Origin of the sequence: Marinomonas foliarum, assembly GCF_003337275.1 — a bacterium.
Classification (GTDB): Bacteria; Pseudomonadota; Gammaproteobacteria; order Pseudomonadales; family Marinomonadaceae; genus Marinomonas; species Marinomonas foliarum.
Map to the genome: position 1 here is coordinate 1 of NZ_QPJQ01000039.1, position 16,896 is coordinate 16,896.

Annotated in this window: 18 protein-coding genes; 11 read left to right on the forward strand and 7 right to left on the reverse strand. The window is 42.6% G+C overall.

What is annotated here, in order from left to right:
• Positions 1-451: 451 nt before the first annotated feature.
• Positions 452-1,105 (forward strand): SDR family oxidoreductase, encoded by a 654-nt coding sequence (locus DFP77_RS16665; RefSeq protein WP_114413355.1) that lies wholly within the window; start codon positions 452-454, stop codon positions 1,103-1,105.
• A 106-nt stretch (positions 1,106-1,211) separates the two neighbouring features.
• Here DFP77_RS16665 and csrA read toward each other — a convergent pair whose 3' ends face one another.
• Together csrA and DFP77_RS16675 are read right to left on the reverse strand one after the other, a co-directional pair.
• On the reverse strand, positions 1,212-1,424 hold the full coding sequence (csrA, locus tag DFP77_RS16670) for a carbon storage regulator CsrA (protein ID WP_114413356.1): 213 nt from the start codon (positions 1,422-1,424) through the stop codon (positions 1,212-1,214).
• A 131-nt stretch (positions 1,425-1,555) separates the two neighbouring features.
• Positions 1,556-2,206 carry a LexA family protein gene (locus DFP77_RS16675; RefSeq protein ID WP_114413357.1) on the reverse strand — a complete coding sequence of 217 codons (651 nt, stop codon included), beginning with the start codon at positions 2,204-2,206 and terminating at the stop codon, positions 1,556-1,558.
• An 84-nt stretch (positions 2,207-2,290) separates the two neighbouring features.
• On the opposite strand from DFP77_RS16675, the gene DFP77_RS16680 reads away from it, so the two are divergent.
• The gene (locus DFP77_RS16680; protein WP_114413358.1) at positions 2,291-2,488 is read left to right on the forward strand and encodes a YdaS family helix-turn-helix protein; all 198 of its coding nucleotides are present in this window, start codon (positions 2,291-2,293) and stop codon (positions 2,486-2,488) included.
• 189 nt (positions 2,489-2,677) lie between these two features.
• Here the strand turns inward: DFP77_RS16680 and DFP77_RS16685 are convergent, their stop codons facing one another.
• Positions 2,678-3,445 (reverse strand): SDR family NAD(P)-dependent oxidoreductase, encoded by a 768-nt coding sequence (locus DFP77_RS16685; RefSeq protein ID WP_114413359.1) that lies wholly within the window; start codon positions 3,443-3,445, stop codon positions 2,678-2,680.
• Between the two features lie 653 nt (positions 3,446-4,098).
• Between DFP77_RS16685 and proV the strand changes: the two genes are divergently transcribed.
• From proV to proX, 3 genes are read left to right on the forward strand one after another with little or no spacing between them, the layout of a single operon-like run.
• A complete protein-coding gene (gene proV, locus DFP77_RS16690) occupies positions 4,099-5,295 on the forward strand; it encodes a glycine betaine/L-proline ABC transporter ATP-binding protein ProV (protein ID WP_114413360.1) in 1,197 nt (398 codons plus the stop codon).
• Positions 5,292-6,356, forward strand: a complete 1,065-nt coding sequence (proW, locus tag DFP77_RS16695; protein ID WP_114413361.1) for a glycine betaine/L-proline ABC transporter permease ProW — start codon at positions 5,292-5,294, stop codon at positions 6,354-6,356. Before proV ends, proW begins: the two co-directional genes overlap by 4 nt.
• A 44-nt stretch (positions 6,357-6,400) precedes the next feature.
• A complete protein-coding gene (gene proX / locus DFP77_RS16700; protein ID WP_114413362.1) occupies positions 6,401-7,387 on the forward strand; it encodes a glycine betaine/L-proline ABC transporter substrate-binding protein ProX in 987 nt (328 codons plus the stop codon).
• Positions 7,388-7,658: 271 nt separating this feature from the next.
• Here proX and DFP77_RS16705 read toward each other — a convergent pair whose 3' ends face one another.
• Positions 7,659-7,874: a DUF1127 domain-containing protein gene (locus DFP77_RS16705; protein ID WP_114413363.1), complete on the reverse strand. Its 216-nt coding sequence runs from the start codon at positions 7,872-7,874 to the stop codon at positions 7,659-7,661.
• Between the two features lie 466 nt (positions 7,875-8,340).
• On the opposite strand from DFP77_RS16705, the gene DFP77_RS16710 reads away from it, so the two are divergent.
• Positions 8,341-8,895, forward strand: coding sequence for a YaeQ family protein (locus DFP77_RS16710; RefSeq protein WP_114413364.1), 555 nt, complete (start codon positions 8,341-8,343; stop codon positions 8,893-8,895).
• A gap of 34 nt (positions 8,896-8,929) precedes the next feature.
• Here the strand turns inward: DFP77_RS16710 and DFP77_RS16715 are convergent, their stop codons facing one another.
• Positions 8,930-9,673, reverse strand: coding sequence for a dienelactone hydrolase family protein (locus DFP77_RS16715; protein WP_114413365.1), 744 nt, complete (start codon positions 9,671-9,673; stop codon positions 8,930-8,932).
• A gap of 140 nt (positions 9,674-9,813) precedes the next feature.
• On the opposite strand from DFP77_RS16715, the gene DFP77_RS16720 reads away from it, so the two are divergent.
• The 5 genes from DFP77_RS16720 (at position 9,814) to DFP77_RS16740 (ending at position 14,809) form a co-directional block, all read left to right on the forward strand.
• On the forward strand, positions 9,814-10,971 hold the full coding sequence (locus DFP77_RS16720) for a tRNA-queuosine alpha-mannosyltransferase domain-containing protein (protein WP_114413366.1): 1,158 nt from the start codon (positions 9,814-9,816) through the stop codon (positions 10,969-10,971).
• A gap of 265 nt (positions 10,972-11,236) precedes the next feature.
• Positions 11,237-12,556 carry a YjiH family protein gene (locus DFP77_RS16725; RefSeq protein WP_114413367.1) on the forward strand — a complete coding sequence of 440 codons (1,320 nt, stop codon included), beginning with the start codon at positions 11,237-11,239 and terminating at the stop codon, positions 12,554-12,556.
• A 200-nt stretch (positions 12,557-12,756) separates the two neighbouring features.
• Positions 12,757-13,212 (forward strand): carboxymuconolactone decarboxylase family protein, encoded by a 456-nt coding sequence (locus DFP77_RS16730; protein ID WP_114413368.1) that lies wholly within the window; start codon positions 12,757-12,759, stop codon positions 13,210-13,212.
• A 39-nt stretch (positions 13,213-13,251) separates the two neighbouring features.
• Complete coding sequence (locus DFP77_RS16735; protein ID WP_114413369.1) at positions 13,252-14,025, forward strand: AraC family transcriptional regulator; 774 nt, start codon at positions 13,252-13,254, stop codon at positions 14,023-14,025.
• Positions 14,026-14,074: 49 nt separating this feature from the next.
• Entirely contained in the window at positions 14,075-14,809 is a 735-nt protein-coding gene (locus tag DFP77_RS16740; protein WP_114413370.1) for a hypothetical protein, read from the forward strand.
• A gap of 59 nt (positions 14,810-14,868) precedes the next feature.
• On the opposite strand, the gene DFP77_RS16745 is transcribed toward DFP77_RS16740, so the two are convergent.
• A complete protein-coding gene (locus DFP77_RS16745; protein ID WP_114413371.1) occupies positions 14,869-15,402 on the reverse strand; it encodes a glutathione peroxidase in 534 nt (177 codons plus the stop codon).
• Between the two features lie 98 nt (positions 15,403-15,500).
• Entirely contained in the window at positions 15,501-16,847 is a 1,347-nt protein-coding gene (locus tag DFP77_RS16750; RefSeq protein WP_114413372.1) for an alpha/beta fold hydrolase, read from the reverse strand.
• Positions 16,848-16,896 lie beyond the last annotated feature (49 nt).

Genomic DNA, 16,896 nt, shown 5'->3' on the forward strand with positions numbered 1-16,896 from the left:
GAAGTGTTTAGGGTTCAAGCAACCAGCCGTAGTGTTTAAAGAAATGTGCTTAGTTGCTTGAAGTGAAAGTGTCGCACTTCGGACTTGAATTCAGGTGTGAGTAAGTGTATGGGTTGTATGAGGTTTGTGAGTAAGTGTATGGGTTGTATGAGGTTTGTGAGTAAGTGTATGGGTTGTATGAGGTTTGTGAGTAAGTGTATGGGTTGTATGAGGTTTGTGTGACAGCTTTGTGGTGTTATCTGAATGGCATTTTCGAGTTTGTAGTTATGAGGTTAATTTAGGTGTGATCTACTTTCTTAAGCATGATTCTCTAATATCCAGTAAATATGCAAGCTTGTCGTTTGGGGTTTTATCTTAGCCTCATGTCCTTATAGTAATAGGTAAGAATTTAAAAGGCCGTGGCGTTTTAATATTCGCGTCTCGTTCCTTGAAACGTAAAAGGAGGCAGGTTATGAGTAAAACTCTCGTTATAGGTGCAAGTGGTCAAATTGGGCAGTTGATAACGAAGACACTTGTTGAGTCAAAAGAAGTTGCCCGTGCTCTGGTGCGAGATAAAAGTAAGCTGGATGAATTTAAAGACAGTGAGCTGGAGATAGTCGAGGCTGATCTTGAAGAAGATTTTAGTCATGCATTTGATGGTATTGATAATGTGATTTTTGTGGCTGGTTCTGGTGGTTCAACAGGTGCGGACAAAACCTTGCTGATTGATTTGTGGGCTGCTAAAAAAGCCGTCGACTATGCACAAAAAACCAATATTAAACAGTTTATTATGTTGAGCAGTATTGGTGCTGACGACCCAGATGCCATGGAGTCTGACATTAAGCCCTACTTAGTGGCTAAGCACATGGCGGATCAATACCTGATGGCGTCTGGTGTGCCATACACCATTGTTCGTCCTGGCCCATTAACGAATGATGAAGGCGAAGGGAAGATTACCACTAGACGACCAACCACCATAAAAGAAATGAAGATTCCACGAGCCGATGTTGCTAAATCAATTTTATATATTCTGAGTAGAGAAGATTTAAACGGTAAAATATTTGAGCTGTTTAATGGCTCATATGACATAGACACCATATTGTCTATAGAGTTTGATCTTAGTTGATAATAGGTTAATAGCCCAATGCTCTTTTTAGAGTATTGGGCTTTTTTATTGGCCGCTGTTGTTCGAGTGGTTTTAGGCCTAAATTCAGATAATAAGTGATACAGCACTAAGCAGGTTCAGTTTCACTGAGCTGCTCGCTTTTCGACTGCTGTAATTTTTCGGCTTGAATGCGTTTGTATATTTCTTCCCTGTGAACGCTTATTTTTTTTGGGGCTGTAATGCCTATGCGTACTTGCGTACCTTGGATTCCTAATACCGTGACTTCCATATCATCACCGATATTAATCGTTTCACCTGGGTGTCGAGTTATGACTAGCATGATTCCTATCCTTTGGTTGTTGTCGACCACTTCAAGTTACAGTTTTTATTGTTAGCTAGCCAACAGTCTAAGTTGTTTTGTTATGAAAAAAAACCACTGCGCTAGTATGAAGAGGATGGCTTGTACATAGTTTAGAACATTATTCGGGCTTGGGTCACAACCCCTACGATCTGTAGATCATTAGCCACTTCAATAGGCCTGTAGTTTGAATTAAGTGGCGTTAAGTAAGTGCGACCCGCGTCTACGACAAATTTTTTAAAGGTTACGTCTTTGCTGTCTGCTAATTTCGCAACGATCAAATCACCACTATTTGCCGTTAAGGCAGGCTCAACAAGAATAAAATACCCTTCTGGGACACTAATGCCAGACGATGACATCATATTGTCGCCAATCACTTTTAGCCAAAATGCCGTTGCAGATACCGTATCTGGTACTTCTAGGTGTTTTAGCTCTAAAGATTCTAACTCGCCTATGTTTGGCCATTGTGCAGCTTGTTGGGCTGTGATGATGGGTCTTAGGTCATTTTTAAAGGGCTGTGAGGCTTGATCATCATTGATGTAGTGAGAGGTGTTCTCTCTTACTTCATTTGTTGTGCCCAGTAACAGCCACTCTGCGTCGCAATCAAGCGCTTTGGCTAAATTGAGTAGCTTTCGCGGGTTTTGTGTTCTGCCATCTTCGATTTTTTGCAAAGACTGCTGTGAAATGCCAACGCGCTTGGCTAGCTCTGATTGAGTTAGTCTAAGGTCGGTTCGTTTTTGTTTAACGCGTTCTGAGATGCTCATAAGGTGAATAATTACAACTTTATCTGTATTTGACAAACAATAAAAGCTGTTATCAAATACAGTAAAGGTTGTTAAGGAGGTTATATGTCAGCCATTGCAAAAGCAGTCGAAATTGTAGGAAGTCAAACTGCACTCGCGCACATCTTAGGAGTTAAGCAAGCTCACGTTTGGAGCTGGTTGCACATCCATAAGCGTTCGCCGGCAAAATACATCCGGCGCATCTCCCTGGCAACGAGGGGGCAGGTTAGTGACAGTGATTTACTGAAAGATCATGAGCGTTAGTATTTGAATTTGTGAATTTTGGGCTAGATGAAAAATAGCGCCTAGCCTTCATCGACTCCAAACAGCACAACTAGCAAAAACACCTTCCCGCAACCACCGAAAGCATTGATATTCAATGTTTTTTATCACGATTGATCACGTCATTCGGTGGTTTTTTCGGTTTAGTTGTTACTTAGTTCTGCAACAGAATTAAACGGAGGATGCACCGCCGCCGCCATCAATACGGTAGTAGGCGCCAGTGATAAAGGAAGCGTCGTCAGACGCTAGGAAGTACATTAAGTTGGCTATCTCATCGGCTCTTGCATAGCGTTTTAATGGTACTGCGGCTTCGAAGGCTTCTCTCGCTTCTTTTTCATGGCCTTTCGCTGAATTTGTTTCAATGGAGCGCATCATTGCTGTATCGACACCGGAAGGAGCGACGGAATTGACTCGGATATTATAAGGCGCTGCCTCAAGAGCGGCGGTTTTGCTTAAGCCGATTAAAGCGTGTTTAGATGAAACATAGGCGCTCATGCCCGGTGCGCCTAGTAATCCGCCATTGGATGCTGTGTTCACAATGACACCACTTTTTTGCCCCATCATTGTTTTCATCACATATTTTAGTCCAAGGAAGGCACCAATCAGGTTTACGTCCATTACTTTTTTGTAGTTTTCTACGGTCTGATCAACAATGTTAGCAAAATCGCCATTAATACCTGCGTTGTTTACAAAAACATCAATTTTGCCAAATTTATCCAATGTTTTTTGTACGTAATTCTCGACATCTTTTTCGTTAGACACATCGGCGTCTATTAATAGCGTTTCTCCATTGATCTCAGCAGAGATTTTCTCTAAGGCTTCTTTTGATAGGTCAACTAATGCGAGATGTGCTCCAGCGGCGGCAAATTTTTTCGCTGCGGCAATACCAATGCCGCCAGCGGCACCGGTTATTAGTACGACTTTATTTTCAAAGCTCATAAACTTCTCCTGTGAAATTAGAATGTATCTATACGGAAATAGCCTTTTGTTAAATGTTTATAACCTTTTCACCATAACGAAATTTATCCGAGGGTTTGTGGTTAAAATAAGTAAAGAATCTGAAAGGAGCATTTTTATCGATTCTTCTGTATCAAGACTTATTTAATGTCTTTAGCAGGTGTTTGGCGCTAGGGCGGGTAGTGTTTTTTGCGGTTCAAGGAAGGTTTGTTGATTTCCGGCAAAGCTCCGTTCAGATGGAAAAAGTCATAAAAATGCTCCTCTTGATAATTGACCGGAACAATTCATCAAAGTCGGCTAGTATCATTGTTGTGGAAAATGATTACGGCTCTAATTTTTTAGTGTTGTTTGCTCGCAACTCAACAAGCACAGTGTCTATGCTCTTAAGCTTACGAATCTAGCTAAATAGTTCATTAACATAGTAATTTTAGGGTTTATTTAGCAAAAAAAATGCAATTTTGATGGTCTAATTGTTGCGGTATTGCCCATGACATTGATACGGGCAAGTTTTTGGAATGTTAAACAAAATGTAAACATTTAGACTTGTAACTAATAATTTTTGTCTTTATGCTAAATAAACGTTAAGTCGTTCTTCAACAACGATTTACGATTGTGTTTAACAACAGAGAGCCATTATGGTCACAAAACTCGAAGTTAAAAACCTATATAAAATTTTTGGAGAACATCCCAAGAAAGCATTGAAGATGCTTGATAAAGGCATAAACAAGGACGAAATTTTTAAAAAGACGGGTCAAACAGTTGGTGTAAAGAACGCCAGTTTGGCTATTAATGAAGGTGAAATCTTTGTTGTAATGGGGCTTTCGGGTTCTGGTAAATCAACCCTCGTTCGTTTATTAAACCGTCTTATTGAACCTACCCAAGGCCAAGTGTTAATTGACGGCCACGATATCACTAAAGTGGATGATAAAGAATTACGCGACATTCGCCGTAGTAAAATCAGTATGGTCTTCCAGTCCTTTGCATTAATGCCTCACATGAATGTGCTCGATAATACGGCTTTTGGTTTAGAGCTTTCCGGCGTCAATGTACAAGAGCGTCATGAAAAAGCACGCAATGCATTGGCTCAAGTTGGTTTGGAATCTCACGCCAACAGTTACCCTGACGAACTGTCTGGAGGTATGCAGCAGCGTGTTGGTCTTGCTAGGGCATTAACCAATAACCCTGATATTCTTCTTATGGACGAGGCATTTTCAGCGCTCGATCCACTTATTCGAACAGAAATGCAGGATGAGCTAGTCCGCTTGCAGTCTGAGCACCAGCGTACTGTAGTGTTTATTTCACATGACCTTGATGAAGCTATGCGTATCGGCGATCGAATTGCCATCATGCAAGGTGGTGAAGTTGTTCAGGTCGGAACACCAGATGATATTTTGCATAATCCTGCGAATGATTATGTCCGCTCCTTCTTCAAAGGCGTTGATGTTAGTAATGTTTTCTGCGCTAGAGATATTGCTTCTAGATCCAGTCTTACTCTTATTAAGAAAGATTCTAGCGAGGGGCTTATAACCGGTTTGAAATTGTTAAATGAAAATGAGCGTGACTATGGTTATGTCATTGATAAAAGCCAGCGATTTTTAGGAGTGGTATCTACTATTTCACTGCAAGATGTGATCAAGAATAAGCAGACGCTTTCTGAGGCTATTATTGATGATATTCAACCGATTGCTGCAGATACTTCTATCGGGGATATTATTTCGATTGTGGCTCACTCTCCGTGTGCTGTGCCGGTTGTTGATGATCAGCAGAAGTACGTAGGTGTTATCAGTAAAGCTCGTTTACTAGAAACATTGGATAAGGAGGCTTCTGTATGAGTACCGAATCAAATCCTTGGGCAACCGCGTCAGACGACACGGGTGCAGCGGAATCGACAGCCAGTAACCCTTGGGGTGGCGCTGCATCGACTCAAAATTCAGATGCTATGTCTATGTCAGCTAGTGGCACGCCTGTCGAGCAAACGGATTTTAGTTTACTTCATCCTTTTCAAGACGTTTGGATTCCACTTGATAGCTGGATTGAAACGGGTGTTAGCTGGGTAGTAACGAATTTCCGTCCTTTCTTTACCGCTGTTAAAGCGCCAGTAGATGCTACTTTGACAGCGGTTGATAGTACATTTAATGCTGCACCTCCGCTGCTTGTTATTGCGTTGTTCGGTTTGATTGCTTGGCAATTGTCTGGTCGACGTTTAGCGATAGGCTCTGTAGTTGGCTTGATAACGCTTGGTGCAATTGGTGCTTGGCAAGAATCGATGACAACCTTGGCTCTAGTGGTAACTTCCGTCCTGTTCTGTATCGTACTGGGGATTCCGACTGGCATTGCCATGGCGCGGAGTGATCGCGCAGCCAAAGTGATTCGTCCGATTCTGGATATCATGCAAACAACGCCAGCCTTCGTGTATCTGGTTCCAATCGTTATGTTGTTCGGTATTGGTAATGTTCCTGGGGTTATCGTGACTATTATCTTTGCTGTCGCGCCCGTTATTCGCTTAACGAACCTAGGTATTCGACAAGTACCCAGTGACTTGATAGAAGCAGCAAACTCGTTTGGTGCAGATAAGAAACAGATGTTGTTCAAAGTTCAATTGCCACTTGCTATGCCGACTATCATGGCTGGTGTTAACCAAACGCTAATGCTTGGTTTGTCTATGGTGGTAATTGCATCGATGATTTCGGTCGGTGGTTTAGGTTTGATGGTGTTACGAGGTATTGGCCGTTTAGATATTGGTCTCGCGACTATCGGTGGTATAGGTATTGTTATTCTCGCTGTTATCTTAGATCGCATGACTCAATCACTTGGACAAGATGCTCGTCAGCGTGGCACACGTCATTGGTATGAAACTGGACCAATTGGCCTATTGCTCGCTTTTAAAAAATGAAAATCAAAACGGTTACACTAAACTCATTCAAAGGAGATGTTCCAATGAAAAAGGTAGTTACATTAACTTCACTTGCCGCACTGTTTAGCGGTGCTGTCCTAGCCGATGGTCACTTGCCTGGCGAGGGCGTCAAAGTCACAGCGGTACAAAGCCCAATCGCAGAAGAAACATTTCAAACAATAGTTGTTAACAAAGCGCTAGAAAAATTGGGCTACGACGTACAGCCAATTAAAGAGGTTGACTATAGTGCTGGTTATACATCTGTTGCGAATGGTGATGCACAGTTCCTCGCAGTGAACTGGTACCCTCTGCATAATGCTATGTACAAAAATGCCGGTGGTGATGACAAGTTTTATCGCGGTGGCAACTATATAGAAGGGGCGGCGCAAGGCTACCTAATTGATAAGAAAACCGCAGACAAATACAAGATTACCAATATCGCTGATTTCAAAAAGCCTGAAATTGCGGCTTTATTTGATACCAATGGTGATGGTAAAGCAGACCTAACGGGCTGTCAGGCTGGTTGGGGTTGTGAAGGCGTTATTGAGCATCAGCTAGATGCATTCAACTTGCGTGATAAGATTACTCATAATCAAGGTCAATATGCAGCGATTATTTCTGACACGATTGCTCGCTACAATGAAGGTGAGTCGATCTTTTATTACACTTGGACGCCTTATTGGGTATCCGGCAAGCTTGTTCCAGGTCGTGATGTTGTATGGTTAGAAGTGCCTTATTCTTCGAATCCGAACAACACAGACACTGCGCTGCCAAATGGTAAAAACTACGGTTTTGACATCAATAGCGAGCGAATTGTTGCAAACAAAGCCTTTGCAGAAGCCAACCCTGCTGCTGAAAAATTATTTGAGATCATGAAATTACCTATTAATGCAGTAAGTGCTCAGAATATGCTGATTGCAGATGGTGAGGATTCTCAGCGTGAGATGGATATCCATGCTGATAAATGGATCAGTGCTAATCAAGCGACATTTGATGGCTGGATCTCAGAAGCCAAAAAAGCGGCGAAGTAAAATACTTTGTTAATCAGTTTTTGATTTGTCTGGATTCTATTTGAGATAAAAAAATAGACAGCTAGAAGGTCAATATCTTGATGATGGTAATACTAAAGGGTGCTGTATTTATACAGTGTCCTTTTTTGCGTCTGCTGCTAATTTTTATGTTGAATATTGGCTGCTAGTAGTCAAAAAAAACGCCTTTCATTACCGAATAATGAAAGGCGTGTTTGGCCATCCGGCCTAGTGGTTTACCGTCACCTCAGAGCCCTCTGAGGTGACGATCTGGTCACCCGTCACTCGGTTGTTCTCCCGGTGGTATTTGGGCTTTCTCATTGCTGTGACTTTCTAGGTCTTTGTTGCCAGCCAAAGGACGGATTTGTCCGTTGTCGCGGTAGAAACCAATATCTTTTAAGTAATGGTCATCAAGCTGACGAAACAGCTGATTCGTACGGCGAGCTTCGAAGTATTCTTTAGCGGCGTTGAATAGGGCGATGATACTCATAAGTTTTCTCCAAAATATACATTTAATAGTGTGTTTTGGCGGAACTTACGGGGTGATTTCTTACAGAGGTGACCGCGTAAATTCCGCGGTCAATGGTGTATTACACAGGCATTGAACGCGTGGACAAAGTTTTGCGTACTCGATTATTACAGCGAGTCGCCATGGAAGAAGTAGAATGATTTAGCGTATAAGTAGTCATTTTGCTTCTCCTTAACTTTGAGGTTTATTCATTGCGTTATGCATTGTGTAATATTTGCTCGTTTGAGCTCCTTAATTGAGCCTTTTTTCGTGACTTATGTCAATTACTTATATTGAAATAACGGTTCTTTTTTTAAAAACTATAAATACACTCTTGAATGCAAAAAAACAGTTTGTTTATGTCGGTATTATGGGTGTGTTTTGCTGTACAATTCTTCGCGATTTTCCTGTGCTCTTTTTATAGTTAACAAATGTAGTAAGTGACCTCATGGCGACGAAAGCAACAATTTACAAAGCATCGGTTCAAGTGTCTGATATGGATCGGAACCATTACCAAAGTTATGAATTAACCTTGGCATTACACCCTTCTGAAACCGAAGAGCGCATGATGGTGCGTTTGGCGGCGTTTGCCTTGTTGGCTGATGAGAAAGAGGGTGGCGAGCAACTGAGTTTCAGTAAAGGTATTAGTACTGAAGACGAGCCAGATCTTTGGCAGAAAAATTACTCAGACGAAATTTTGCTTTGGGTCGAGTTGGGCCAGCCAGACGAGAAGCGTTTGCGCAAAGCCTGTGGTCGCGCTCAAAACGTCGTTGTAGTGAATTACAACGATAAGTCCGATATTTGGTGGGAACAAAACAAAGGCAAGAATAGCCGTTTTGATAACATGCGAGTATTGCGTTTCCCAGAGGCTCAAGTTGAAGCGTTAGCGAAGATCTGTACCCGTTCTATGCAATTGAATGTAACCATTCAAGACGGCGAAATGTGGATCTCTGGTGAGCTAGGCGAATGCCAGATGACACCTATGTGGCGAGGCGAGCAATAAGCTCACCTTCCACCACGATGTGCAGTTTACAGTGTTACGCCTTGTGCAAAGTGCGTTGGAACAGCGCAACCGCTTTGTTGTAACACTCTAAGGCGAGGGCAGGGTCGTAACGATCGCCTTCGTCGCGCATGAAAGCATGCTGGCCGTTGAATTCATGCCAAGTGAATAAGCGGTTAGTATCGATCAATTGCTGGTAAATCTTCTGGCGTCCTTCCGTAGAAACATGCGGGTCTTGTTTGCCCCACACCATAGTGATTTCGCCTTGAATTTCTTTTGTGCGAGTAAAAGAGTCGTTACCTTCATCGCAAGGAATGGTATTCGAATGAATGTCTGTTGCGTACAAGCAAAAAGCCGCTTGGATGCGAGGGTTTAACGCCGCACGATACGCCAAATGCCCACCCAAACAAACGCCCATGGTGCCAAATTGCCCCGTGCAATAATCTTGCTGTTCGAAATATTCCAGCATAGCTACTGTGTCACTGTCATGGGCTTCTAGGGTTTTGGTGAATTTGTCCGCGTTGCCTTTGTCCTTGCCTTCATCGTCATAGCCCAACACTGTGCCGATTGGGTTAAGTTCATGAAACACTTCTGGCACAATCACCACAAAACCATGGCCAGCCATAATGGCAGCAGAGCGGGCAATTGGTGCGGTTTGTTGGAAAATCTCAGAGTAGAAAAAGATACAAGGAAAGCGACCTTCTGCTTGAGGGCGATAAACCGTACAGCGCATGGTGCCTGTTGGCGTGTTAATATCTTGATCGTGACGTTGAATGATCATGGTTTTCCTTAAAGCAATTCGTAATTTTCCTACATGATATTCGACCCAACCGAGATGAGCCAGCCGCAAAGCTTTCAAATAGACATAAAAGCTCTTAAATAGATAAAAAACTAAATTTAACCAACGAGTAGAAAGAAATCGTGCGAATTTTATTGATCAGCGCCTACGAAGCCAGCAGCCATAAAGCCTGGGCAAATACTTTGATGAATGGTTTAGATCAGCATGAATGGCATTATTTGTCTTTGCCTGCTCGACATTTTGCGTGGCGGATTCGCGGTAACGCCATGAGTTTTGCGTTTGATCCGCAATTTAAACCTCAGATAGAGCAAGAGTACGATTTGGTCATTGCGACGTCGATGACAGACTGTGTCGGTTTAAAAGCCTTTTGCACAAACTTACAGAACATTCCTTGGGTGCTGTATTTTCATGAAAATCAATTTGCTTACCCGGCCAGTGATAAACAGCAAGGTTTGGTGGAAATGCAGATGGTCACCTTGTACAGCGCCTTGGCTGCTGACCTGTGCGTGTTTAATAGCGCATTCAATAAAGACTCTTTCTTTGGTGGGGCGCGGGCTTTACTAAAGAAACTGCCTGATTATGTCTCGCCAGATTGGTTAAATGACACAGAAGCCAAAGCTCAAGTGCTTGCTGTGCCTTTGGATATGCCTACTTCTAAAGATGAGTTAGCAAAAAATGTTTTAATGCCTGACGAGCAGGGCGTGAATAGCAAAGCATCAGAGCGAATTAAATTGGTTTGGTCGGCGCGTTGGGAATTTGACAAAGGGCCAGATCGATTGCTGGCTATATTAGAAGAACTAGAGCGCCGCAAGCTAGACTATGAAATTGCCATTCTTGGCGAACAGTTTCGTTCTATTCCAAAAGAATTTGACCAGATTCAAGCCAAGTTTGCTCATCGAATCACACAGTTTGGCTTTGCACCAAGTCGGGCGGATTATCTAGGTTTCCTTGCTTCATCAGACATCGTTCTGTCGACGGCGTTACATGAATTCCAAGGTCTTGCTGTGCTGGAAGCGGTTGCGCTGGGTTGTGTGCCAGTGCTGCCAGACCGACAGGTTTATCCAGAGCTGTTTGGCAATCACCTAAACGAAAAGCTGTATCTTTATCAAAGCGATTTAAAGGATATTCAGAGCGAAGCTGAGCGAGCAGTGGACTTGATTCTGCGTGTTGTTAGGGATGATGTGAAAGCGCCAGATGTTAGCCATTACCAAGCCGAAAACTTACTAAAAAAATATGATGAGCTTATTGATCAGCACGGATGTCAAAATGATTATGTATAGACAACTTGGCTAATCTGTATTTTATCAAGCACTTATTGTTTCTGTTTTTCTCTACATTATTTATGAATCAAAATGGCGCGTAATGCTTTATATTGCGCCTATTTTGTGCGATATTCCTATGGTTGTTACCTTAAAAAATAAAAACAAATTCATTTAATCGTAAGAAATAAGAGCAAATTTACGTCATTTTAATATGTATATACATGTTGGTACGTATGTTGCTTTTTAGCTTATGATTAATAACCTTCTCATAGGAAGTCTTCATATGAATGCTACAGATCCAAAGTCAGGAGCGGTGTCTCCACTGTCTCTTCTTAAACTCATTGCCTATAGCTGCATTGGTCTTTTTGTCTTTTTCATTCCGATCAATATCGGTGGGAAAGAAACCATCCCGCTTGATCATATTGTGTCTTGGCTCCGTAATGATTACGGTCAAATGGCTGAGGTTTACGCTATTTTAGTGGTGTTGGCTGGTGGTGCTTATCCTTTTATCTCGGGTAACTGGCGTGCCAGTAAAACTCAAACTGTCTTGTCTATTTTCAAATTCTTGGGCGTAGTGACGGCTGTAATGGCGTTTTTCTCCGTTGGACCTGCCTTCTTGTTCGAAAAAGACATGTTGCCGTTCTTATTTAGCAAGTTGGTCGTGCCGGTTGGTTTGATCGTACCTATCGGTGCAGTATTTCTTGCGTTTCTGATTGGCTACGGCTTGCTTGAGTTCGCTGGTGTGCTTTTACAACCAATTATGAAGCCTCTGTTTAAAACGCCAGGTAAATCAGCGATTGATGCGGTTGCGTCCTTTGTAGGTAGTTATTCTATTGGCTTGTTGATTACCAATCGTGTTTATAAGTCTGGCCAATATTCCGCGAAAGAAGCGGCAATTATTGCCACTGGCTTTTCCACCGTATCAGCAACCTTTATGGTTATTGTGGCGAAAACATTGGGGTTGATGGATGTTTGGAATGTCTTTTTCTGGGCCACTTTGTTGATCACTTTTGTAGTGACAGCCATTACAGTACGCATTTTTCCGCTTAGCAAAATGGACGACACGGCAGAAAGTCGTGAAGTCGAAAAGTTCGAACATTCGCGCTTCAAACAAGCTGCATTGGAAGGGTTGGATGTGGCGAAAAACGCCGCGCCTATCGGTCGTAATATCCTACAAAACATCAAAGAAGGCATGTTAATGGCAATGAGCATTTTGCCTTCTATTATGTCGGTTGGTTTGTGTGGCTTGTTATTGGCGAAATACACGCCAGTGTTTGAGTGGATTGGTTACCTGTTTTACCCATTCGCATGGATCGCCCAGTTGCCAGATCCAATGATGGTGGCGACAGCGTCGGCTACTGGTTTGGCTGAAATGTTCTTACCGGCGCTAATCGCAGCGAAAAGCGTGTTTGTTGTGAAGTTTGTCGTTGGTGTAGTGTCTATCTCATCCATACTTTTCTTCTCTGCATCGATTCCTTGTATCTTGTCGACCGAGATCCCATTGAATATTAAACAAATGTTGATGGTTTGGTATCAGCGTGTGGCCTTGACGATCCTAATCGCCTCGCCTGTGGCATTTTGGGCTGAGCAGTTTGTTCAGTAGTCAGTAAACTGTCGCTCTACTATTGTTAAATTATTGGTAATAGAGAGCTATAGAAAAATAAAGCAAAACACACCGAATTGACGTTTCTACATTAATTTGGTGTGTTTTATATTTCCCTTCAAAATGTCGAATTTCTTCAATTAATGCTGATCAGCTATCGCTAGGATTGGGCTTCAAATTTATTCTTTGGAGAACTCACTATGTTAAAACGCATCAACTATTTTGCCGCAGCACCACAAGCGTTAGAGCTTTTGTTCAAGCAAGAAGAAATCATAGGTAAACAATTCGCAGAGATACCAAACTTAAGTAAAACTATTTGGGAGCTAGTGAAGCTTCGTGTCTCACAAGTAAACCAATGTGCTTTTTGTTTGGATATGCACAGTACGCAAGCATTTGAAATGGGTGAGACGTACGAACGAATGATTGCATTGAATGCTTGGAAAGACTCACCTTTATTTTCTGAGCAAGAGCGTCTAGCTTTGGGTTTTGCGGAACATCTTGTCTCTGGATATTCTGTTGATGATGCTTATTATGAAGAAATGTTGGCTAATTTCGGTGAATCTGGACTAACTTATTTAACCATTGCAATAAATGCTATTTCGAGTTGGAATCGAATTGTAAAAGTCTTTAAGCCTGAGGTTGGTAGTTTACGCTGAATAAAGTACTTTCGCTCACCAGTAAATGAGAGGACTAATATGTTATCGCCCTTGTTGTTTGATATTCGCTTTCCGCAAGGGCCACTTTCTCTGTGGGTACAGGCTATTTGGTCGGCACAAATCCCAATGGATCAACAGGGTGTTACGCGTCGATTGGTTGCTGATGCAGGTAGTGGAATATTGTTCAATCTTGGAGAGCCGATACGGGTTGATCAAGAAGTTTGGAATGACCCCGTGATATTTCAATCAACCAATCGGCAGGCGCATATTATTCATTTACCCACTGGTGCTAATTTAATTGGTGTGCGTTTTCAGCCCGGAATGGGGGGCTTGTTGCAGACGGAGTTAGCTGCGCTGGAAGGCAATATTGGCTCATGGCAATCGTCTGAATTTATCCAATCTTTATTGGTTCAGTTAAAAAGTATTTTAAGTGTAGAAGAACGTATTAATTTATTGGATAAGGCTTTCGATCACGTTACTTCAGGATCGGCATATGATCATGACCCAGTAGTGAAAGCCGTAGAATTGCTTCAACAATCTTCCCGAGTTGATTTGTTAGATAGCCTTCCTCTTAGTCAGCGTCAAATAGAACGTCAGTTTCAAACTCGTTTGAGTATGTCTCCAAAATACTTCCAACGCTTGAGAAGAGTTCGAGCGGTTTTGTTGGCTCTAAAAATGGAAGAAAATCATGTTAAACTGGCTGAACTCGCTGTCGAATACGGTTTTTCTGATCAAGCGCACATGACACGTGAATGTCAGTTAATCGCAGGTATTACGCCAAAGCGTTTTATGAAAAGCAGGTTCTTACGCTAACGGGTTTATTTTCAATGGTGCCTACCGTCAAGTTTGCTATGATTCCAGCATGAAATCAAAACTGCAATTTACCGCTATTTATCTGCCTGTCTTCCTTGTGTTATGGCTGGGGCTTTTCCTCGATAGCAAAGCATTGGCGGAGCACATTCCGTTTAATCAATGGATCACTAATTTCTTGGTATTGATCTGTTTTGCCTGGGTTTATTCTCGTGTTACGGCAAGAATCAAAAAGCTGATGTTGTATGGCATTGCGTTGGCTTTGCTGGGGGAGGTGGTGTTTTCTATCGTGCTGGGAATGTACGAATATCGGCTTGAGAATGTCCCTATTTATGTGCCCCTTGGCCATAGTCTTATCTATGCTGCAGTGTTTTATATCCAAAAAGAAAAAGTTGTCCAGCGTCATAAGGCGCGTGTCATTTCGATTTTGTATTGGGCAATGATTGTCTATTCAAGCCTTTGGCTGCTGTTCGACCAGGATGTATTTGGCTTCCTTTGTATGTTGGTGATTGTGCTGTTGCTAAGAAAGAAAACGGGCAATGAGCTGTTTTTTCTTATCATGTTTTTCATGGTGGTGTATTTGGAATTACTGGGAACTTATTACCAGTGCTGGTTTTGGCCCGACACCTGGTTCGGTAAGGTGCCTTTCATTGCGAGTAGTAATCCGCCGAGTGGCATTAGCGTGTTTTATTTTGGTTTCGATATTGGCTGTTTATGGATGTATAAAAAACTGAATAGACAAAAATGGAACCGCATGAAGATACTTAGACAAATCCGGTCTTCATAGCAAAAAAAAGAGTCACGTTATTGGCGTGACTCTTTTTTGTCTAAACTTTGCTTTAACGCTTATAGATCAGCTTCAATCGATGCAACAAGTGCGTCGTCTTTCGGCGTCACATCTGGAGAGAAACGCTCAACTTTGCCATCTTTGGTGATCAAAAACTTCTCAAAGTTCCAAACGACTTCTGGTGCATTTGTCGCTTCGATTTTATGACCTGCCAACATGTTAACCATAGCATCGCGATTTGGTGTAACCGGTGCCGCTGTAATCAAGCCCTTGTATAAAGGGTGCTTGTCTTCGCCAGTGACAGCAATTTTGCTAAACATTGGGAAGGTTACATCGTAGGTAAGGCTGCAAAACTGTTGAATTTCTTCATCGCTGCCTGGCTCTTGACCTGCAAAATCGTTGGCAGGGAAGCCTAGGATCTCTAAACCTTGTTCGTGGTATTTTTTGTACAAGGCTTCAAGACCTTCGTACTGTGGCGTTAGCCCACATTTAGACGCAACGTTAACCACCAAAACGGTTTTGCCTTGGTAAGTCGATAGATCAACACTTTTGCCTTGGATGTCATTAACTGTCAAATCTAATACGTGACTCATGGAAACCTCTTATAGATGATAAAAACTAATTTTAAAAATCCATTTAAGCATAGCGTTTAATGCTTGGTTGAAATGCGAAGCAATTGCATAAATTAATGTTATGCGTGTTGTTCGCTTTTTAAAGGGCCGCCTTGGTCTAACAATAATTCACGTAATTTGCAGAACACTTCTGGCGATTGACGAACTCCATCGTGTTCGTAGCTATTGGTAATCCACACCTGAGTATTAGCGACTTTGCTCGCCGTTTTTAGCGACAATTCACGGGGCACGTACATGTCGTTGTGATACACAGCGGCGACAACGGGCACCTTGTTCTTGGCAAGTTTTTCGAGATCATAAAGTGGCGCGTAGTCTTGGTATTCCGCTAGGGCGTTTGCTGCATCCGCAAAAGGGCGCAGTGAGGAGATTTGATCAAACATCCACGGATAGATCATTTCGCCAGTAAGCATCAAAGGCGAGTGTGATGCGTCAAATTCACTCAATTGCCCACGCAGCTGTTGGGCTGACCAGTTGGTTTGTTCATTCGGTTGACCATAGATACTTTCATGAATCGCCGCAAATAGCGGGCCTTCATGGTAGCTGGTAATGTTCATTACTTGTTCCAAAAATACATCGCTGAGTCGCGTTTTGTCACTGCCTGCAAAGGCTTCGTCCACCAACCAATGTACTTGATCAATCCCAGGGCCCATTCCCAACAAAATACCAATGCTTTGGAAGCGTTCTAAGGTAAGTTGGTCGCCATCAGGCAGCCGTACCGTTTCGTTAGTAAGGCATTGAGCGATTTTTGCCATGGTATTGGCGTCTTCCGGGTAACGCGCATAATAGTCTTGGTTCTTCTCGATCACGCGCTGATAAGTTAGCTGATAAACCTCTTTTGCTGATTCTTCAAGCCCAGCCAATCCACCCGTTACATAACATGCCGCTAGCCCTTCCGGCGCTTGGGATAAATAAGCCAGCGTAATAAAGCCACCGTAGCTTTGTCCCAAGGTTTCAAACAAACGGCCGCCATAAACGGTTTTTCTTAAATGTTCGCAGTCGGCGACAATACTGTCGGCACGGAATTTAAGTAGATAATCACGACCTTTCTCAGCAGATAACTTGCTAATCAAGTTGCTATCAATTCGGCTGCTGCGGCCAGTGCCACGTTGATCGATCAAAATAACCCGATGCGTTTTTAACGCTTCCGCCATCCATGGTGGGGAGCCTGGCATTGGGCGAGGGGATTTGCCACCAGGCCCACCTTGTAAAAATAATAACAAAGGCAGCTCATCATCGGCGCGGTTTATATCCACTACTTCGCGAGCAAACAGTGTGATCGTTGGGGTGTTGCCAGCAGAGTGATTAACGGAATTTTTATCACAGGAAGCCCAATCTAGAGGTACGTCCAACTCGTATTCGGTAATCTGCATGCCTTTCATCTTGTACTGTTTCTGTACTGCGTTCATTCTTACCTCGTTTTTATGTATAACGATTTGACAGTTGATATTGTTGGAT